General features: G+C 70.7%; 21 protein-coding genes and 1 pseudogene. 13 read left to right on the top strand and 9 right to left on the bottom strand.

The genetic code is table 11. From position 1 onward, the window contains the following. Nucleotides 1-228 precede the first annotated feature (228 nt). Entirely contained in the window at nt 229-1,116 is an 888-nt protein-coding gene (locus tag AB0G04_RS32425) for a GNAT family N-acetyltransferase (protein WP_360990538.1), read from the top strand. A 148-nt stretch (nt 1,117-1,264) separates the two neighbouring features. Here AB0G04_RS32425 and AB0G04_RS32420 read toward each other — a convergent pair whose 3' ends face one another. Both AB0G04_RS32420 and AB0G04_RS32415 read right to left on the bottom strand, forming a co-directional pair. Beyond that, nucleotides 1,265-1,867 (bottom strand): MarR family winged helix-turn-helix transcriptional regulator, encoded by a 603-nt coding sequence (locus tag AB0G04_RS32420; protein ID WP_360990535.1) that lies wholly within the window; start codon nt 1,865-1,867, stop codon nt 1,265-1,267. 127 nt (nt 1,868-1,994) lie between these two features. After that, nucleotides 1,995-2,543, bottom strand: coding sequence for a carboxymuconolactone decarboxylase family protein (locus tag AB0G04_RS32415; RefSeq protein WP_360990533.1), 549 nt, complete (start codon nt 2,541-2,543; stop codon nt 1,995-1,997). Nucleotides 2,544-2,654: 111 nt separating this feature from the next. Here AB0G04_RS32415 and AB0G04_RS32410 point away from each other — a divergent pair, with 111 nt between their 5' ends. Next, nucleotides 2,655-3,395, top strand: coding sequence for an MBL fold metallo-hydrolase (locus tag AB0G04_RS32410; protein ID WP_360990531.1), 741 nt, complete (start codon nt 2,655-2,657; stop codon nt 3,393-3,395). Between the two features lie 230 nt (nt 3,396-3,625). On the opposite strand, the gene AB0G04_RS32405 is transcribed toward AB0G04_RS32410, so the two are convergent. After that, nucleotides 3,626-3,931 (bottom strand): hypothetical protein, encoded by a 306-nt coding sequence (locus tag AB0G04_RS32405; RefSeq protein WP_360990528.1) that lies wholly within the window; start codon nt 3,929-3,931, stop codon nt 3,626-3,628. A gap of 57 nt (nt 3,932-3,988) precedes the next feature. On the opposite strand from AB0G04_RS32405, the gene AB0G04_RS32400 reads away from it, so the two are divergent. Together AB0G04_RS32400 and AB0G04_RS32395 are read left to right on the top strand one after the other, a co-directional pair. Then, nucleotides 3,989-4,609 carry a hypothetical protein gene (locus AB0G04_RS32400; protein WP_360990526.1) on the top strand — a complete coding sequence of 207 codons (621 nt, stop codon included), beginning with the start codon at nt 3,989-3,991 and terminating at the stop codon, nt 4,607-4,609. Between the two features lie 139 nt (nt 4,610-4,748). Continuing rightward, nucleotides 4,749-5,264 (top strand): hypothetical protein, encoded by a 516-nt coding sequence (locus AB0G04_RS32395; protein WP_360990524.1) that lies wholly within the window; start codon nt 4,749-4,751, stop codon nt 5,262-5,264. A gap of 103 nt (nt 5,265-5,367) precedes the next feature. Here the strand turns inward: AB0G04_RS32395 and AB0G04_RS32390 are convergent, their stop codons facing one another. After that, a complete protein-coding gene (locus AB0G04_RS32390) occupies nt 5,368-5,676 on the bottom strand; it encodes an STAS domain-containing protein (RefSeq protein ID WP_360990521.1) in 309 nt (102 codons plus the stop codon). A 184-nt stretch (nt 5,677-5,860) separates the two neighbouring features. Here AB0G04_RS32390 and AB0G04_RS32385 point away from each other — a divergent pair, with 184 nt between their 5' ends. Together AB0G04_RS32385 and AB0G04_RS32380 are read left to right on the top strand one after the other, a co-directional pair. Next, on the top strand, nt 5,861-6,439 hold the full coding sequence (locus AB0G04_RS32385) for an RNA polymerase sigma factor (RefSeq protein ID WP_360990518.1): 579 nt from the start codon (nt 5,861-5,863) through the stop codon (nt 6,437-6,439). 55 nt (nt 6,440-6,494) lie between these two features. Then, nucleotides 6,495-7,292 carry a hypothetical protein gene (locus AB0G04_RS32380; RefSeq protein ID WP_360990515.1) on the top strand — a complete coding sequence of 266 codons (798 nt, stop codon included), beginning with the start codon at nt 6,495-6,497 and terminating at the stop codon, nt 7,290-7,292. Nucleotides 7,293-7,297: 5 nt separating this feature from the next. Here the strand turns inward: AB0G04_RS32380 and manD are convergent, their stop codons facing one another. After that, on the bottom strand, nt 7,298-8,506 hold the full coding sequence (gene manD, locus AB0G04_RS32375) for a D-mannonate dehydratase ManD (RefSeq protein ID WP_360990512.1): 1,209 nt from the start codon (nt 8,504-8,506) through the stop codon (nt 7,298-7,300). 13 nt (nt 8,507-8,519) lie between these two features. Further along, nucleotides 8,520-9,524, bottom strand: coding sequence for a LacI family DNA-binding transcriptional regulator (locus AB0G04_RS32370; RefSeq protein WP_360990509.1), 1,005 nt, complete (start codon nt 9,522-9,524; stop codon nt 8,520-8,522). A 128-nt stretch (nt 9,525-9,652) separates the two neighbouring features. Here AB0G04_RS32370 and AB0G04_RS32365 point away from each other — a divergent pair, with 128 nt between their 5' ends. Together AB0G04_RS32365 and AB0G04_RS32360 are read left to right on the top strand one after the other, a co-directional pair. After that, nucleotides 9,653-10,138 (top strand): SigE family RNA polymerase sigma factor, encoded by a 486-nt coding sequence (locus AB0G04_RS32365; RefSeq protein ID WP_360990506.1) that lies wholly within the window; start codon nt 9,653-9,655, stop codon nt 10,136-10,138. A 2-nt stretch (nt 10,139-10,140) separates the two neighbouring features. Then, the gene (locus tag AB0G04_RS32360; RefSeq protein WP_360990503.1) at nt 10,141-11,373 is read left to right on the top strand and encodes a hypothetical protein; all 1,233 of its coding nucleotides are present in this window, start codon (nt 10,141-10,143) and stop codon (nt 11,371-11,373) included. Nucleotides 11,374-11,392: 19 nt separating this feature from the next. Here AB0G04_RS32360 and AB0G04_RS32355 read toward each other — a convergent pair whose 3' ends face one another. Then, a complete protein-coding gene (locus tag AB0G04_RS32355) occupies nt 11,393-12,364 on the bottom strand; it encodes a 2-dehydropantoate 2-reductase (RefSeq protein ID WP_360990500.1) in 972 nt (323 codons plus the stop codon). A 120-nt stretch (nt 12,365-12,484) separates the two neighbouring features. On the opposite strand from AB0G04_RS32355, the gene AB0G04_RS32350 reads away from it, so the two are divergent. Both AB0G04_RS32350 and AB0G04_RS32345 read left to right on the top strand, forming a co-directional pair. Further along, the gene (locus AB0G04_RS32350; RefSeq protein ID WP_360990498.1) at nt 12,485-13,099 is read left to right on the top strand and encodes a TetR/AcrR family transcriptional regulator; all 615 of its coding nucleotides are present in this window, start codon (nt 12,485-12,487) and stop codon (nt 13,097-13,099) included. Between the two features lie 36 nt (nt 13,100-13,135). Then, nucleotides 13,136-13,300: pseudogene (locus AB0G04_RS32345) on the top strand (XRE family transcriptional regulator); the annotation flags it as partial. A 37-nt stretch (nt 13,301-13,337) separates the two neighbouring features. Here AB0G04_RS32345 and AB0G04_RS32340 read toward each other — a convergent pair. Continuing rightward, nucleotides 13,338-13,742, bottom strand: a complete 405-nt coding sequence (locus tag AB0G04_RS32340; protein ID WP_360990495.1) for a VOC family protein — start codon at nt 13,740-13,742, stop codon at nt 13,338-13,340. Between the two features lie 217 nt (nt 13,743-13,959). On the opposite strand from AB0G04_RS32340, the gene AB0G04_RS32335 reads away from it, so the two are divergent. From AB0G04_RS32335 to AB0G04_RS32325, 3 genes are all read left to right on the top strand, one after another. Next, nucleotides 13,960-15,324, top strand: coding sequence for a hypothetical protein (locus tag AB0G04_RS32335; RefSeq protein ID WP_360990492.1), 1,365 nt, complete (start codon nt 13,960-13,962; stop codon nt 15,322-15,324). 96 nt (nt 15,325-15,420) lie between these two features. Beyond that, the gene (locus AB0G04_RS32330; protein WP_360990489.1) at nt 15,421-16,245 is read left to right on the top strand and encodes a MerR family transcriptional regulator; all 825 of its coding nucleotides are present in this window, start codon (nt 15,421-15,423) and stop codon (nt 16,243-16,245) included. A 71-nt stretch (nt 16,246-16,316) separates the two neighbouring features. Then, the gene (locus AB0G04_RS32325) at nt 16,317-16,907 is read left to right on the top strand and encodes a GyrI-like domain-containing protein (protein ID WP_360990487.1); all 591 of its coding nucleotides are present in this window, start codon (nt 16,317-16,319) and stop codon (nt 16,905-16,907) included. Here the strand turns inward: AB0G04_RS32325 and AB0G04_RS32320 are convergent. Beyond that, entirely contained in the window at nt 16,900-17,688 is a 789-nt protein-coding gene (locus AB0G04_RS32320) for an aminotransferase class IV (protein ID WP_360990484.1), read from the bottom strand. The genes AB0G04_RS32325 and AB0G04_RS32320 overlap by 8 nt on opposite strands. Between the last annotated feature and the right edge of the window lie 102 nt (nt 17,689-17,790).

The following is a 17,790-nucleotide window of genomic DNA, read 5'->3' as shown; positions in this document are numbered from 1 at the left end:
CGTTTCCCCAGGGCAAGGGCGTAGAAGTCAATCTTTCGTTGACATTCTTGGTGCTCGATAAATCGGTGGCGGATCACGCAGCACTCTGGTGAACTCGGCGACCGACTCATCGACACAGGAAGGAGGGCTGAGCGATGTACCGCACCCACACCGCGCTCGCCTCCTCCCGGGCAGACGGCTGACCTGCCGGCCCGGAGCGGAGCGGGCGCCTCTCTCCCGGAGAACGCCTTGACACCGTTGACCATCCGCCCGGCGGTCATGCCCGGCGAGCTGGACCTCTTCAACTCCTTCCCGTACACCCTCAACGCAGAGATCGCCGGCGACCTCGCCGCCGGCCGCCGGCGCCCCGAGTGGCTGTGGCTGGCCCTGCGCGGCGACCGGGTCACCGCCCGGGCCGCCTGGTGGTCCCGTCCCGGCGACGACCATCCGCTGGTCATGGACATTCTCGACGTCGCCGACGGCCACCTCGACGACGCCGTCCGCCTCGTCGAGACCGCACTGCCGGATCCCGCGCCGGAATACACCCGGTTCCTGCCGGCCGACTGGCGGCGTTCCGGCACCGACACCTGGATGACCGTGCTCGAACGATGCGGTGCCAAGCCGTTCGTCGAGCGCCTGCGCCTTCAATGGGATCCCGGAACACCCGTCCCCGGCCCGTCGGGGCGGCTCACGTTCCGGGCGCCACGGGACGCCGGCGAACTGATCGACCTCATGGAGCTCGTGCTGGACGGCACTCTCGACGCGCACAGCCGCGACGAGCTGACCAGGATGACACCGCGCGAGGCAGCCGCGGAGCAGTACCGTACCGAGCTGACCGGATACACCAGCCCGCGGGAATGGTGGCGGGTCGCGACCCTCCCCGGAGGTGAGCCCGTCGGTTTCGTCATCCCCGCGCACAACGGCTACAACCCGATCATCGCCTACATCGCGGTGGTTCCCGCGCACCGGGGACAGGGCCACATCGACGACCTGCTCGCCGAGGGCACCCGTGTGCTCGCGGCGCAGGACGTGCCGCGGATCCGGGCCGCCACCGACGTCGGCAACGTGCCGATGGCAGCGGCCTTCGCCCGCGCCGGATACCGCGTATTCCAGCGGCAGCTCGACATGACCTGGTGACGCCACGGGCAGCCGTCACCGTCCGGCGGCGGCTGCCCGTACGGCGTGATCCCGTTCCGGGAGCGTTGGAACCGGCCGTGGCCACCGACGCTTGCGGTACCTACCGGAGCGCTCAGGCCGGCGGACTCGCGAAGCGGAGCGGCGCGGGTTATCGGCCGGCGGCCTCATGATCGGGGCAGCTGACCCGCAGCTCCGCGTCGCCGAAGGGCGCATCGACGAAGTTGCAGTGATGCGGGCGCACCGGGTCCGGATGGGCGCGCGGCACGAAGAAGCGGCAGGTCAGGCACATCTGGGAGACCGGGATGGCACGGCGGTCCTGCAGTTCGCGCATCAGCGTCGTCATGCCGCGCAGCATCGCGGCGAAGTCGTCGGGCGCGAGCGTCGACACGGCGTCGCTCAGCTTCGCCGACTGGACGTTCAGCCGGCCGGCTTCCTCGTGGCCGGCCGCGGTCAGGCCGAGCAGGAGTGCCCGGGCGTCGCCGGGGTCACGGGTGGCGTCGAGCAGTTCCTTCTTGCGCAGGACCTTCACCGCGTCCGACACGGTGGGCGGCGTGGACGCGAGGGCCGCGACGATCTCGCCCTGCCGGAGGGGGCGGTCCCGGCCGTGCAGCAGGACGACGATGTCGGCCTGCAGCGGGGACAGGTTGTGCGGCCCGGCGTTGCGCCACGCCTCCATCCGCACGGCTTGGCCGAGCCGGGCCAGTCCGACCAGGAACTGGCCGGTCGGCGGCATTCCGGGCACGTCCGCCATGGGAACCGTCCTCTCGCTCGTCCCGCCCATCGTACGTTCGTTGGCACTGACAAGTATTCGCCCCGGCCATCTGCGGCCGGGGCGAACTTGGCACTGCCTAGTATTTAGGTCACGAAGAAGTGGCTGATCAGTCGCGCGTGGCGACGCCCTCGACGGCCGGGAAGTCGAGCGTGGTCTGCCCGACTGAGTTGAAGTAGTTCGTGAAGGTGTTGAGCGCCACCGCGGCGACGATCTCACCGATCTCCCCGTCGCCGTAACCGGCCCGGCGAACCGCCGCGAGATCCTCGTCGCTGACGAAGCCCTTGCTCGCGATGATCTGCTTGGCGAAGGTCAGTGCGGCCTCCACCTTGGGGTCGGAGGCGCGGGCGTCACGGCCGGCGACCAGATCGTCGTCGGAGACACCGGCCCTGGCGCCGAGCACGGTGTGCGCGGCGAGGCAGTAGCCGCACTCGTTCTGCACCGCGGCGACCAGGGCAATCTGCTCCTGCACAGGGGCCGGCAGCAGGCCCTTGGACAGGGCGCCGGAGAACTGCAGGTAGGCGTCGAGCACGGCGGGCGAGTTCGCCATGGCCCGCATCATGTTGGGCGTGACTCCGAGGGCGCGCTCGACCCGGCTGAGCAGGGTGCGTGCCTGGCCCTCGGCGGTGGTGGGGTCGACGGTGGCGAGACGGGACATCGGAACTCCTTGAATCCGTAACTATTTGGCAGTGCCAACTTATCAGGAGCGGGTCACCACTGGGCAAGAAGTTGTGGCCGCGACCACATTCGACTGCTTCAATCGACGGTCATGGGGGATCTGTGGCTCTCGCGCAGGCGGCTGCTGTTCACGGCCGGGGCCGGCGCGATCGGGGTGACCGTGTTCGGTTCCTGCTCGTCATCAGGACCGTCATCGCCACCGGCCGGTTCACCGGAGCCACCCGTACCGGCGGCCAGCGGGGCGGTGGCCGGCGACTGGCGACGGGTGCAGATGGGCGTGGCCGCGTACATCCTGGTCCGGGGCAACGAGGCGGCGATCGTCGACCTGGGCACCGTGGGCTCGGAATCCAGGATCGAGGAAGCGCTCAAGGCGGCCGGCGCCGGATGGCGGTCGGTGAAGCACATCGTGCTCACCCACCTGCACGACGACCACGTCGGCGGCCTCGCCGAGGTGGCCCCGCTCGTCAAGGCCACCATCCACGCCGGAGCCGGCGACCTCGGCTCGATCCTCTCGCCCCGGGAACTCAAACCCCTGGCCGACGGCGACGAGATCTTCGGGATGCGCATCATCGACACACCGGGCCACACGCTGGGCCACATCTCGGTCTTCGAACCGGCCACCGGCGTCCTCGTGGCCGGCGACGCACTCCGTACGACCGGAGGCCTCGAAGGCTCCGACCCTCAGTACACCGCCAACGAGGAACTGGCCAACACCTCGATCCGCAAGCTGGCCGCCATGGACATCAAAGCGATCCTGCCCGGCCACGGCGAACCGTTGACCGCGGGCGCGTCCAAAGCCCTGAAGGAACTGGCGGCCGGCCTGCCCGCCTGACGCGGCACCGGGCCGGCGGGTAAGAATGAACACCGGGGGCGATAGCGCTGAAATGCCCACGGACGGGACGCCACGGGCGGATCGCCGGGTGAATCGGGCCGCGGGTGACTGACGTCGCCCCATTCGGTGCGGGACCACCACGGCAGCCGTCGGTAGGATCCACCGACAGTTCGAATACTGGAGCGTCGATGACATACCCCCCGCCGCCCGGGCAACCGCCCTACCCGCCGTCATCCGGCGAACCGCTCCCGCCGCCTGTCGACCCGTACGACTCGCCGCAACACACGCCCCCGTCCTACGGCTCGCCCGACTACGGCCAGCCAGGCGCCGGCCAGCCGGCCGGTGGTCAGGCCGCAGGTGGTCAGGCCGCCTACGGCCAGCCCGCCAGTGGCCAGCCCGCCTACGGCCAGCCGGTCAGCGGTCAGCCCGGTTACGGCCAGCCGGTCAGCGGTCAGCCGGGTTACGGCCAGCCGGGTTACGGCCAGCCCGGCTATGGGCATGGGCAGCCCGGCTACGGCCATGGGCAGCCTGGCCATGGGCAGCCCCATTTCCCGGTGGCCGCACCTCCGCAGCCGGCGCGCGGGTCCCGGACAGTGGCGATCACCCTGCTGTCGGCGGCCATCGCGCTGGTTCTGCTCGTGGGCGGCGGCACCGTCTTCTACCTGGTCAGCGAGAACCTCGCCGATACCGGCGGCAACGGCTCCCGGCAGGGCAACGGTGCGACGCCCAGCCCGTCCCCGACGGTGCAGCCGGCCGGGGACGAGATCACCATCCGTGAGCCGGACACGCTGAACGGCCAGCCCAAGATCGAGGCCGACGAGTTGTCCTCGCTCACCACGGACCTGGAGAAGGAGCTGGAAGGCTATCCCGGCGCGGCCAACGCGTTCGGAGCCGTCTACGGCAAACTGGCCGACAAGAAGCTGACTGCGGCGCTCGCGGCCGAGGTCGACATCGACGACCCGCAGCGGATGCTCGACACGGTGTTCCAGTCGTTCAGCGGCGAGAGCCAGCTCACCAACGTCACCCCCGCGAGCACCGGCGACCTGGGCGGCGTGGCCCAGTGCGGCAGCACCGTGGTCGGCAAGGAGGACGTGGCACTCTGCGGCTGGGCCGACGAGGGCAGTGTCGGCATGATCCTCTACTTCTACGAGACCGCCGTGGACGTAAAGGGCGACTTCCCCGACATGCGCGCCGAGATCGAAACGAAGAATTGACGGTACGCGCGTCTATTGTGGTGGACTCCGGCGATTTGCAGAAATTGGAGTTTCCATGGCTGGTGCGCGTGGCCGGGCGGGCTGCCTGTGGTGGGTCCTGGTGGGAATCGGATTCACGATCTGTGTGATCGTTCCGTCGGTGCTCACGCGCATCGGCGAAGGAATGAACAATGCCCGAGCGGCGAAGCTCGAGCCCCTTCCCGAGGGCTATTACCGGATCGGCATGGTGAACAAGGTGCGATCGCGGCACGGTGGCGTTCCCGTGGATTTCTACATGGGCTACGACCACCTGCGTGTCACCGGTGACGAGGTGATCATCCATGCGTTCGCGACAAACGTCACCGGCGGGAGTGTCACCTACGACTGCGATCGTGTCGACGGCCCGGCTTCCGGACGGCGAACCGGGGCCACTCTGACATTCGGGAAGCACAATCCTCCGCACAGCGGGAAGCTGATCGAGACCCGGTGCGAGGACGGCCGGGAGGGAACCGTCTCGGTGAAACCGAACCGGAAGCTCTCCATGAGCGCCGTCTATCGGAACAGTAACGAGTTCAGCTCGCCCGACGGCATCTCCTTCGTGTGGGGACCGTATTCCGAAGGATTCCGTATCGATCTGTCGGAACAGGTCCCGACGCCCGGGCCGCCGGTGTTCTGACGGCGGCACCGGAGGATTCCGGTGTCGGGTCAGCACGACCGGCACTTCACCGGCGATCACCTGGCGGGCGTACGCGGGACGGGGTGTCAGGAAGTATTCCGGCTCAGTCCGTGCCGCTCAAGAAGTCGAGCATCCCGGTTATCTCCAGGGTGCGCCGGGTCAGACCGGTCGCATTGATCGCCCGCAGCGTCGCGGCGTGTTCGGTGGCGGCGATCCGGGCGGCCAGCAGCGCCTCGATGCCGGCCGAATCACAGAAGGTCACCTCCGCCAGGTCCACCATCAGGCGCTGGACCTGGCGGGCGGCGAGCTCGCGGTCGACGTGCTCGGCCAGCAGCGGCGCCGAGGCGAGGTCGAGTTCCCCGTCCAGGAGCAGCCGGGTGGTCGTGCCCTCGTGCCGGCATCTGATGTCCACTGCATCCCCTCGCCCGGAGTCGTCGGCGCCGGCGAGACCCGTTGGCCCCACTGACGTGTCGGCGCCGGCATCCGGCCGGCGCCCCGGGAAGAAGAGCGTCACGTGTCCTCGTAGCGTTACCCCCGGGCGAATCGGGGAGCCGTGTAGCGTGTGCTCCCCTGTTGACCGGGGGAGTTCTGTGGGAATGACCGATGACGAGTTGGGCGGTGCGCTGGCCGCCGCCCGGGACGGTGACGAGACCGCGTTCGCCGTCCTCTGGTCGGCCCTGCATCCGGCCGTGCTGCGATACCTGCGGGTCGTGGTCGGTGACCTCGCCGAGGACGTCGCCTCCGAGACGTGGTTGCAGGTCGCCCGGGGCCTGAGGCGCTTCTCCGGTGGTCCCGGTGAGTTCCGCGGCTGGCTGTTCCGGGTCGCCCGGCACCGCGGTGTCGACCATCTGCGTCGCGCCGGGCGCCGGCGGGAGGACTCCGCCGGGACGATCGAGGCCAGAGGTCACGCCCCCGACGCCGCCCTGCAGACCGAGGAGCGGTTCAGCACCAGCTGGGCACTGGACGTCATCGCCGGCCTGCCGCGGGACCAGGCCGAGGCCGTCATGCTCCGCGTCGTCATCGGTCTCGACGTCGCCACCACCGCCGAGGTGCTCGGCAAACGCCCCGGTGCGGTACGCATCGCCACCATGCGCGGATTACGCCGCCTCGCCATCCATCCCGATGTCCGGGCCCGCAACGAGGCGAAGGCCACCTTCGTGGCCGAGGAGGTGTAACGCGATGCGGCTGCTCGACGCTCTCCGTCACGCGATGCGTATGCGGCGATCCCCCATGGTTGATGCGGACCAGGCCGGCCGATGGGCGGCCGGGGAACAGCCCGGTCCCGCCCACCGGGGCCTGGCCGAACTGCTGGCGGCCGCGAACGCCCCCGCCACCGAGGACGAACTGGCCGGCCGCGAAGCCGTGGTCGCCGCCTTCGCCGCCGAGGTCCGGAAAGCCGGAGCCGCCGAGGCCCGGAAAGCCGGAACCGCCGGGTCGCGCCGGAAAGCCGGAACCACCGGGCTGCGCCGGGAAGTCGAAATCGCCGCCGCTCACGGTGCGGCCGTACCGCAGCCGGCCGGCCGGGCACGGCGGTCACGGACCGCGCGGCCGGTCGTCGTGAACGTCGCCGCCGTGCTGCTGCTGGCGGGCACGGGAACCGCGGTGGCGGCGCGCGGAGGTCACCTGCCCCAGGCCGCGCAACAGCGGGCGCACGACGTGTTCTCCGGGCTCGGCGTCCCGGCGCCGGTCCGGAGCCCGCAACCCACCGATGCCGTACCGCGGGCCAGTGCGACCCCGGCCCCGAGAAGGTCCGCCACGAAGTCCGCCACGACGAGACCTTCCGCGTCGCCGTCGGCCGCGGCGGTTCCCGCGGGATGGTGTCGTGCCTGGGCGGCCGCACCACGGCCGAGCGACGCCCCCTGGTACGCGGAGCTGGCCGAAGCAGCCGGCTCCGAGGAGGACATCGCCGCCTACTGCAGGGCACTCGACGACACCGGCACGCCCTCGGCCTCGCCCGATCGCAGCCGCAAGCCGCCGGGCCGGCCGTCCAGCCTGCCCACGCCCTCCCACCGGGGAAAGAAGAAGTAGACCGGTCACCAGTTGTGCATGGTTCCGTCCTGGAGACGGTTCACCGGGAGGGAGGCCGGGCGGTACGGATACCGCGCGGCCAGCTCCTCGTCGATGTCGACACCGAGCCCCGGCTCCTCGGACGGGTGCAGATACCCGTCGGCGAAGTGGTAGCCGTGCGGGAACACGGCGTCGGTGGCCGGGGTGTGCCGCATGTACTCCTGCAGCCCGAAGTTGGGAATGGCCAGGTCGAGGTGGAGTGCCGCGGCCATGCAGACGGGGGAGAGGTCGGTGGCCCCGTGTGAGCCGCTGCGGACGTGGTGCAGCGCCGCGAGGTCGAAGATCCGGCGCAGGTGGGTGATGCCCCCGGCGTGCACGACGGTGGCCCGGATGTAGTCGATGAGCTGCTCGGTGATCAGTTGCTGACAGTCCCAGATCGTGTTGAACACCTCGCCGACGGCGATCGGGGTGGTGGTGTGCTGCCGGATGAGCCGGAACCCCTCCTGCAGTTCGGCCGGCACCGGGTCCTCCATCCACGTGAGGTGGTACGGCTCCAGGCTCTTGCCCAGCCGGGCCGCCTCGATGGGGGTCAGCCGGTGATGCACGTCGTGCAGCAGCCGCAGGGTGGGCCCGAACTCCTCGCGGACGGCGGCGAACACGGTCGGCACATGCTCCAGGTAGTGCGGGGTCGACCAGGTGTTCTCCGTCGGCAGAGCGGCGTCGGCCGGCTCGTAGAACATCCGGTCCTTGCCGACGCCGTAGGTGCTCTCCAGCCCCGGAACCCCGGTCTGCACCCGGACGGCCTTGTACCCGAGCGCCACATAGTCCGCGACCTCCATCAGGACGTCGTCGACGGACGAGGCGTTGGCGTGGCCGTAGACGGTCACGCCCTCCCGGGAACGGCCACCGAGCAGCTGGTAGACCGGCAGCCCGGCCACCTTGCCCTTGATGTCCCACAGCGCGGTGTCCACGGCGGCGATCGCCGACATCGTCACCGGCCCGCGACGCCAGTACGCCCCGCGGTACAGGTACTGCCAGGTGTCCTCGATCCGCGAGGCGTCGCGCCCGATGAGGGCGGGCACGACGTGCTCGGTGAGGTAGGCGGCCACGGCCAGTTCCCGCCCGTTCAGGGTGGCGTCGCCCACCCCGTACACGCCGGACGAAGTGATGATCTTGAGGGTGACGAAGTTGCGGTCCGGGCAGGTCACGATCACCCGTGCGTCGACGATCTTCACTCCGGGTCCTCCTTCACGCGAGCGACGGGCTGGGTCGGATCGACGAACGCGGGCCGGTGGAGCCGCGGACGATGAGCTGGGTCGGCAGTACCCGCCGGGCGGCGGCCGGACGCCCCGACATCAGGTCGAGCAACAGATCCACACCGGCACGGCCGATCTGTTCCTTGGCGATCGCGACGGTGGTGAGAGCCGGGCTGACCAGCCCGGCGAGCAGGATGTCGTCGAAGCCGACCACGCTGATCCGTTCCGGGACCGCGACACCCCGGGCCCGGAACCGGTTCAGCAGACCCATGGCGATCAGGTCGTTGTAGGCGAGCACGGCGGTCGCCGCCGAGGCGACGACCGGGTCGGCCGCGGCGATCCCACCCTCCACGGTGGGCGCGGCGCTGCCGATCTCGATCAATTCCATGTCGTACGAGGAGACGGCAGCCCGCAGGCCGCGGAGCCGTTGCCGGTGGGACCAGGAGGCGCGCGGTCCCGCCACGTACGCCACCCGCCGGTGTCCCAGCGCATGCAGATGTGCCGTGGCCTGCCGCATGCCGCCGGCACCGTCCGCGGTCACCGACGGGAACGGCGTGACCCGCCGGTTGAGCACCACGATCGGCCGCTCCCCGGCGAACGACCGCAGCTCCTCGTCACCGGCCCGCGGCGAGCACAGCAGGAACCCGTCCACCTGTGGCGTCATCGCCCGGATCAGCGGCACCTCGAGGTCCGCGTCCTCGTCGGTGTCGCTCAGGAACACCGCGTAGTCGAAGCGGCGTGCCTGTGTCTGTATCGCCTTGACCACGGTGGGGAAGAACGGGTTCGCCAGGTCGGGCAGCACCACGCCGATGTTCGCGGTCCGCCCGGTGATCAGGCTGCGGGCCACCCGGTTCGGCAGATAGTCCAGCTCGCGGACCGCACGCTCGACGCGTTCCCGGGTCTCCGGCCGCACCTGGCCGGGGTGTGCGAGTGCCCGGCACACCGACGAGGCGGAGACGCCGGCCGCTCGGGCCACGTCCTTTATCGTCACCGCCATGGCGGCCGCCCCCTGATCTTCGATGTCGATCGATCGGCGGGGTCAGTCTGGAATCGATTTCAGCACATTGTCAATGCCGGTTTCGTCAGTCGCCCAACCATCCAGAGGTCCCCATGCGTTCGATACACGTGGACACAGACTTCGCCGCCTTCGTCGAGAGCCGGCAGCATCGGCTGCTGCGCTCGGCGTACCTGGTCTGCGGTGACCACCACCTCGCCGAGGATCTGTTGCAGGGGGCGCTCGTGAAGCTGGCCCTGCGTTGGAACCGGGTGCGGGAGGGTGACCCGGAGGCGTTCCTGCGCACCGTGATGTACCGCGACGCCGTCTCCTGGTGGCGCCGCTTCCGGCGTGAGGACCTCAGTGCCGCCCCGCCCGACCGCACCGGTGACCGCGACGACCTGCCGAACCGGCTCGTCTTCGAGGCGGCGCTGCGCCGGCTGCCGCCCCGGCAGCGGGCGGTGCTGGTGCTCAGGTACTTCGACGACCTCACCGAGGCCCGCACCGCGGAGATCCTCGGCGTCACGGTCGGCACGGTGAAAAGTCAGGCGAACGCCGCTCTGCGCAAACTGCGTGAGCTGGCGCCGGAACTCGGGGAAATGGTCGGGAAGGGCTGACGATGACGACCAACCGGCTCACAGAGCTTTTCGAGGAGACCTCCGCGGGCGTCGCGCCGCCGTCACTCGCCGCGACGGCCTGGGCAAGATCGCGGCGGGTACGCCGTACGCGTCAACTGCTCACCGGAGCAGCCGTCGCCGTCGTGATCGCCGCGGTGGCGATCCCGCTGAACGCCGGGCGCCCGGAGACTCCGCCGATGCTGTCCAGCACCGTGTCGCCGTCCACGCCGCCGCTCACGACAGTCACCTCGATCGCGGCGAACCCGTCCCGGCGGACGATCGCCCCGCTGCCGGCGGCCTTCGCGATCCCGGCCGGCGCCCGCACCCTGTCCGAGCACCCCGTGCAGCAGGCGGTCATGGTGGCCCAGGAGCGTGCCGGGGAGACCGACCGCACCTTGCGCCCGCTGCACGTGCTCGACAGTGCGGGGGAGTGGACCCGCATCGACGTGGGCGACATCGTTCGTACCCGCGACGCCGGAGGCAACGAGGCGGACCCGTTGCGCGTCGCCTCGCTCTCGCCGGACCGGCGTCGCGTCGCGGTCGCCCAGCCGCAGGCTCTCGTCGTCGTCGACCTGCCCACGGCGAAGGCCCGCCGGTTCCCGGTGCCGGGTCTGAACGAGCAGGTCATGTGGTGGGGCGCCGACACCGTGCTGGTCGGCGCCGACGGCCCGGGAGTGACCCGGGTCGATCTGGCCACCGGCGCCATCAGCGGGGAGCCGGCCGCCGTCTCGGGGTGGAACAGCGCCGGCAACTCGGTCCTCGGCGGGGAACTGGCCGAGATCGTCAAGATCGACGGCCGGAACGTGCTCCGGGTGTGGGAGATGGGCTCGGCGAAACCGGTCCGGGAGATGCCGGTCGACCAGAGCGGCCTGCCCCCCGGCTTCGCCGTCACCGAGTTCTACGGCCAGGCCGTCCCCGACGGCAACGGGCGCATCGCCGTCGCGGCCTGGGGCGACCGGATCGACGACCAGGGCCGGGAGTTCCGGGGCGGCGCCCAGATGCTGATCGTGGTCGACACCCGCAACGGTGCGCTGCGGACGGTCCTGGACCTGGGGGACCCCCTCGAGTCGCCGCGCAGCAAGGCCTGCTGCGCGGTGCTCGACTGGATCGACGACCAGACCGTGCTGGCGCGGACCGACCTCGAGGGCCTGGTCGCCTGGACTCCTCGCAACGGCGAGGTCGTCCGGGTCATGGCCGGCCCGGTCGACGCCGCCGTCTCGGTGCGGATGCGGTGAACGGCCGCCGGTCACCGGACTACTTGTGGTTGACCCCGTGCATCAGCGCGAGGATGGCCCGGTTGAGCGGCACGGGCACGCCGTGCTGCTCGCCGAGCCGGACCACGGCACCGGTGATCAGCTCGTGCTCGGTGGCGCGGCCGGCGATCCGGTCGTAGAGCATCGACGTGCCGTCGTCGCCGGCGAACCCGTCGTAGATGTCCATGGTGTGCTCCAGGTCGGCGTCGGAGAGCCGGGCGCCGGCCGCCTTCCCCACCGCGATGGCCTCGTCGAGCAGGGCCCGGGTCAGATCGCGGACGGCGGGCTCGTGCTGGATCACCGACATCCGCTTCATGGTGAGCGAGGTGACCGGGTTCGCGCCGACGTTGGTGAGCAGCTTGCGCCACGCCGCCGTGGGGAAGTCGGCCACCCGCTCGACGTGCAGCCACGATCCGGTCAGCAGTGCGGCGAACCGGTCGGCCGGGTCGGTGGCCCGCGGGTTCGCCCGCACGGCCGTGGGCGCCGGCTCGTCGAACGACGGCCGCGCACCGGTGTCGGCCGTGCCCGGCGCGCCGGGCACGGTGATCCGCGCACCCATCCGGTGCAGCACGTGCCCGGAGCCGAGCGACTCGGCGGCGACGTAGACCAGGGCGGGCAGCACCCGCGTCCCGCGCGGCACGAGCGGGCTGATCCGCTCGGCGTGGTCGACGCCGTTCTGCAGCACGACGACCGTGGTGTTCGGCCCGGTCAGCGGGCCGAACCAGGCCGCCGCGCCGGCCGCGTCCTGCGCCTTGGTGGCCAGCAGCACCCAGTCCACCTCGGTGGCGTCGCCGGGGTCGGTCAGGACCGGCACGTCGATCTCGCGGACGCTGTCGGCCCGCTCGACGATCAGCCGGTCCAGCGGCCGCCGCGCGCACACCACCACGTCGTGCCCAGCGTCCACCGCTGCCGCCGCGACCACCGTGCCGACCGCGCCGGCGCCGATCACCGCGACGCGGGTCCTTGTGGTCATGATGCTGCCTCCCCGTTAACTGAGAATGTTTTCTCACTTCCCAGTGTGCGGGCGATCCTTTTCGGCCCTGTTACATGCCCGCGAATCCTCGGTGATCCGTCCCACTCCTAAGATCGGCCCATGTCGGCGGCAGGCACACGAGCGGAACGGCAGCCACGGCGCGGCGACGCGCGGCTGCGACGGGCGGCACTGCTGGCCGCCGTGGGAGAACTGCTTGCCGAACGGGGAACCGCGTTCTCCCTGGCGGAGGCCGCCGGACTCGCCGGGGTGTCGACCGCCACGGCGTACCGCAACTTCGCCGACACCGACAGCGCGATCGACGCCTTCTGGGCCGACCTGACCGCCGACCTGCTCGATGCCTTCGACCGGCTGCCGGCCACCTCCGACCCGGTCGCCGACATCCGGGCGATCTGCCGCGAATGGGTCGCCCAGGCCTCACGCTGGGGCGCCGCGGCCGTCCACGTGCGCTCCCCGCGCGGTGTCCTGGCCCGGCGGGGAGCCGCCGACCCGTTCGTCGGCGGCCTCTACGAACGGCTGGCCCGCCGGGTGGAGGCGGCGATCACCGCCGGCCGGGTGCCGGAGCAGGACGTGCGGTTCGCCGTCCTGATGTGGATCACCGTCTTCGACGAGCGCGCGGTCGTCGACCTCACCCACACTCTGGGCTGGCCCGCCGACCGGACCACCGAGCACCTCACCGAGGCGCTGCTGCGGGTCCTCGCCGTGCGAGATAGCTGACGCCGGTCAGCTCCTCGGCCGCCGCCCAGGGCCGGCGACATCGTCCTCGACTGGGACACCTACCCGCTGCCCGGCAGTCCCGAGCCGGTGCTGGTGGTCTGCACCGCCGAGCCGGGCAGTCCCGACGCCGACCGTCTCGAACTGCTGGCGTCCCTGCACGCCACCCGCTCGCCGCGCGCCTGCGACGCCCGCCGGCCGTAGCCGGCGCACGGAGAACCCGCTGCGGAACCGGCGTGGGCTACGGCTCGCGGTCTGCCGGTGGCTGGAGCACGCAGAACTCGTTGCCGTCCGGATCGGCCAGCACGTGCCACGTCCAGCCGTGCTCCACGACGGGGTCCTCGGTCAGGCGGCGGGCGCCCAGCGCCTCCACCCGGGCCACCTCGGCTGCCAGGTCGGGCACCCGCAGGTCCAGGTGCATCCGGTTCTTGCCGGAGTGCGGCTCGTCGACCTTCTGCAGCAGCAGCTCGATGCCGTTGCCGTCGGCCGGCAGCACCTGCCGGTAGATGCCGGGCGAGCTCGGCCCGGGATCGTAGCCGAGCACACCGGCCCAGAACGTCGCCGACCGTTCCAGATCAGCGACGTCCAGAACCACAGCCAGTACCACGTCGTCACGCCCGCCGAATCGGGCCGGTCCACCGGTCATCGGAGCACGCTATCGCGGCGGCCCGGCCGGCCGTGGGCGAGATCGGGTGAACCGGTGGCCGCACCTGTCCGGCGGGATCCTGCAGACGTCGGGCAGGTGACGCCGGGTCCGGTCCGCGACTCGCTTTGGGATGGTTCTTGGACACTCACGTTGACTTCCGGGCGGTGGAGGAATCGTCTTGAGACCTCAATGGAATCAACGGCGGCCGGAGGCTCCCATGTCCCTCGAACTGGATCGCAGGCTTGCGGATGTCGGCACCCGCTTCCGGATCTTCCCGCAACCCCGGTTCCTCCGGAAGGCCGACGGCTCCGGCCCGCTCTTCGCCGGGCCGGAGACCGTGACGGTCTCGGTGGAACCTTCCGCGATGCAGGCGGGACCGGGTGACGACCGGATGTTCGTGGTCGACGCGATCGGCAAGCTGCCGTACAACAACTTCTTCCGGCCGCCGTTCCGTGGCTCCGCGCGGCCGCCCGTCCAGCCGGGCGAGGACGGCCATTTCGATCACCTCGACCCGGCGAGCCGGGAATTCTCGGCCGCCACCATGTACGCGACGGTCCGCCGGGTCCTCGACATCTGGGAGGACTACTTCGGACGTACGATCCAATGGCATTTCGAATCCGATTTTGACCGTCTCGAGCTGATTCCCCTGATCGAATGGGACAACGCGCAGTCCGGCTACGGATTCCTGGAGTTCGGGTTCGGCCGGAAACCGAACGGGACGATCGACCACGACCGGCCGTTCTGCGAGAACTTCGACGTGCTGGCCCACGAGCTGGGCCACAGCATCATCTTCGCCGAGGTCGGCGTGCCGGGCAGCCCCACCGACGAGGGGATCGACTACGGCGGCATGCACGAATCGGCCGGTGACCTGGTCGCGATCGTCGCGTCGCTGCACTTCCACTCACTCGTCGACCATCTGCTCGACACCACGAAGGGCAACCTGCTCACCATCAACGGCCTGGACCGGGTCGGTGAGCTGTCGGACAGCCGGGAGATCCGGGTGGCGCTGAACTCGCGGCGCATGTCCGACGTCGGCGACCAGCCGCACGAGCGGTCGCTGCCGCTGACCGGCGCGATCTTCGACACCATGGTCGAGGTGTTCCAGCAGGATCTGGTGGCGAAGAAACTGATCAGCGAGGACCTGCGGACCCGGTCGACGAACCTGCCCGGCACCACGCACGATCTCGCCGACATCCAGGCCGGGTTCGCGGACGCCTACGCCGGTAACGAGGCCGCGTTCAAGGATGCGCTGCTGCGCGCCCGCGACTACCTCGGCCGGCTGCTCGCCGTCACCTGGAGTGCCGTCTCGCCGGACTTCCTCACCTACCACGGCATCCTGCGGGCGATCCTGTCAGCCGACCGGGAGATCAGCGGTGGGGCGCACGCCGAGGTCATCCGCGCCTGCTTCGCCTGGCGGGAGATCGCGCCGGTGCCGACGTCGATGCTGCTGCGCCAGCACACCGTGGCCGCGTGCGGGTTCATGGCCGGCAAGGGCGTGACCTTCGCGGCGGACGACAACCCGGCCGGCAGCCTGATCCCGTCGCCGCGGGCCAACGGCTCGGCGACCGTCATCCGTTCCTGATCGTCTCCCGGGCCGGTTCCGCCGAATCTTCGGCAGGATGAGTTGACTCTCCCGTCCGGGGAGACCTCAACCTGGGACGCGAAGGAGGAACCGAGCATGGACGATCTGATCGGAATCGGTCGCTTCGCCCGGATGAGCCGGCTGTCGATCAAGGCCCTGCGCTTCTACGACGAGCAGGGCCTGCTGACCCCCGCGTGGGTCGACCCGGCGACCGGCTACCGGTACTACCGGCGGGCGCAGGCCGGACCGGCCGAGGCGATCCGGGTGCTGCGCGCCATCGACATGCCGGTCGGGGAGATTCGCGACCTGCTCGCCGACGACGATCCCGGGCTCACCGGCAAGCGGCTGGCGGCACACCGGGAACGCCTGCGGTCCCGGCTCACCGAGCAGGAGCGGATGCTGCGGTTCCTCGAACGTCTCATCGATCGAGGAGGAAACATCATGCCGTACGAGGTCACCGTCAAACAGTCCCTCGCCGTTCCGGTGGCGGGCCTGACCCTGCACGCCGGGCCGGCCACCATCGGCGCCGCAATCCATCAGGGGTTCGGCGCGGTCGTCGGCGCCCTCGGCGCGGCCGGTGTCCAGCCCGCGGGTGCGCCGTTCGTCGTCTACCACGACATCATCGACGAGAAGAGCGAGGGCGACGTCGAGATCTGCATCCCGGTGCCGGCCGGCACGACACTTCCCGACGGCCCGGTCCGCTACCACGAGATCCCCGGCGGTCCGGTCGCCTCGACCGTCCATCGCGGCCCATACCAGGAGATCTCCCCGGCGTACCACGTGATCACCGGGTGGATCGAGGAAAACGGCGCGAAATCGCACGGCGCCCCGCGGGAGATCTACCTCAACGATCCGCAGACGGTCACCCCGGACGAACTGCTCACCGAGGTGCAGTTCCCCATCGACCGGACTCCGGCATAGGCGGGCTTCGGCGGCAGCGAATACGAGTACGCCCCGACCATGAGCCCCGCCTCCACCGAGGAGTCCCTCAGTTGACGCTCAAGACCGACTTCAAGAAGGAGATCGCGGCCTACTCCGCGAGAAGCGGACGCTTCGACATCATCGACGTCCCGGACCTGAAATACCTGATGATCGACGGCCACGGTGATCCCAACACCGGGGTGATGACCGAGGCCACCGAGGCGCTCTACCCGCTGGCGTACCGCCTCAAGTTCGCGGCCAAGAAGCAGGGCCGCGACTACGTCGTCATGCCGCTGGAGGGCCTGTGGTGGTCCGGCGACATGGCGGCGTTCACGTCCGCCCGGGACAAGAGCCGCTGGGACTGGACCATGATGATCATGGTGCCGGACTGGATCGACGAGGAGATGTTCGCCGCCGCGGGCGGGCACTCCTTCGGCGTGCGCCTCGCGACGCTCGCCGAAGGACGCTGTGTGCAGACGTTGCACATCGGGTCCTATGACGACGAGACGGAGACCCTGGCCCGGATGCACGACGAGTTCATCCCCGCCAGCGGTCTGCGGATGACCGGGAGGCATCACGAGATCTACCTGAGCGACGCCCGCCGGGTCCCGCCCGCCAGGCTGCGCACGATCCTCCGTCAGCCGGTGCAGCCCGTCAGCTGAGCGGTTCCCACGCGGTTTCCTTCCACGCCCGGCTCAGCAGGCCGGTCAGCACCTCGCCGCCGCGGAACTCGACATCGTCGATCGCTCCGATCGGCTGGGCCGGGCAGTGCGAGTTGGTCGCCGCGGCCGCCGTCATCTCGCGCAGCGACTCGCGGGTCAGGCGGCGCGTCGTGTCGGGGATGCCGAGGACCCGCAGCCCGTCGCGCAGCACCTGCATGACAATGCCGTCCAGCAGGGGCGCCTCGGGCCACACGATGCGGTCGCCGTCCCAGAAAGCGATGTTCCAGACCGATCCCTCGGCGTGCGAGCCGTCGCGGGCGACCAGGAGTACGTCGTCGAAACCGGCCCGCTGTGCCTCCAGCCGATGGAAGGTCTGCGCGAGGGTGCCCGTGTGCTTGACTGCGGCCAGGTCCCGTTCGCAGGCCACGGTCCGGACCCGCAGCGGTGGGCGCGGGATGTCGCTGACCGGCTCGGAGACGGACACCATCACGTCGGTACGGGCCCGGTCAGCCGGGCGCGGAAGCACGGTGACCCGGACGGAGGCGTCGTCCAGGTCGCCGAGCGCCCGGTCGACGAGTGCCCGCACCCGGTCGCCGACGAGCGGTTCGGCGCCGGGGAACAGCACGGCCGAGCCGGTACGCAGCCGGTCGAGGTGCCGGGACAGGCCGGGCACCGCGCGTCCGCGTACCTGCATCGAGGTGTAGTTGCCGTAACCCCAGGTGGCCGCTCGATGCAGTGCCTCGATCGTCGCCGGCTCGCCGTTGATCTCCACCCGCGTCACCGGGGCATCGCCTCGCCGCGGCCCGCAGTTTCTCCACCGCCTCCGGCTTCGGCGACGGCATGGTCCGCAGCAGGCCGATCCCGCCGTCCAGCATGATCCGCG

Source organism: Actinoplanes sp. NPDC023801 (assembly GCF_040639655.1).
In the GTDB taxonomy this organism is placed as follows: domain Bacteria; phylum Actinomycetota; class Actinomycetes; order Mycobacteriales; family Micromonosporaceae; genus Actinoplanes.
The sequence above is the reverse complement of the archived record's forward strand: the minus strand, read 5'-3'. Positions and strand labels throughout refer to the sequence as shown.

Coding starts and splice junctions, on each gene's coding strand:
- AB0G04_RS32420 (WP_360990535.1), bottom strand. CDS start 1,867: ATGGCGGACGTGCCCGGAATGCCGCCGACCGGCCAGTTCCTGGTCGGA.
- AB0G04_RS32415 (WP_360990533.1), bottom strand. CDS start 2,543: ATGTCCCGTCTCGCCACCGTCGACCCCACCACCGCCGAGGGCCAGGCA.
- AB0G04_RS32410 (WP_360990531.1), top strand. CDS start 2,655: ATGGGGGATCTGTGGCTCTCGCGCAGGCGGCTGCTGTTCACGGCCGGG.
- AB0G04_RS32405 (WP_360990528.1), bottom strand. CDS start 3,931: ATGGCCAGGCTGCCCATGGCCGTAGCCGGGCTGCCCATGCCCATAGCC.
- AB0G04_RS32385 (WP_360990518.1), top strand. CDS start 5,861: ATGACCGATGACGAGTTGGGCGGTGCGCTGGCCGCCGCCCGGGACGGT.
- AB0G04_RS32380 (WP_360990515.1), top strand. CDS start 6,495: ATGGTTGATGCGGACCAGGCCGGCCGATGGGCGGCCGGGGAACAGCCC.
- AB0G04_RS32370 (WP_360990509.1), bottom strand. CDS start 9,524: ATGGCGGTGACGATAAAGGACGTGGCCCGAGCGGCCGGCGTCTCCGCC.
- AB0G04_RS32360 (WP_360990503.1), top strand. CDS start 10,141: ATGACGACCAACCGGCTCACAGAGCTTTTCGAGGAGACCTCCGCGGGC.
- AB0G04_RS32355 (WP_360990500.1), bottom strand. CDS start 12,364: ATGACCACAAGGACCCGCGTCGCGGTGATCGGCGCCGGCGCGGTCGGC.
- AB0G04_RS32350 (WP_360990498.1), top strand. CDS start 12,485: ATGTCGGCGGCAGGCACACGAGCGGAACGGCAGCCACGGCGCGGCGAC.
- AB0G04_RS32340 (WP_360990495.1), bottom strand. CDS start 13,742: ATGACCGGTGGACCGGCCCGATTCGGCGGGCGTGACGACGTGGTACTG.
- AB0G04_RS32335 (WP_360990492.1), top strand. CDS start 13,960: ATGTCCCTCGAACTGGATCGCAGGCTTGCGGATGTCGGCACCCGCTTC.
- AB0G04_RS32330 (WP_360990489.1), top strand. CDS start 15,421: ATGGACGATCTGATCGGAATCGGTCGCTTCGCCCGGATGAGCCGGCTG.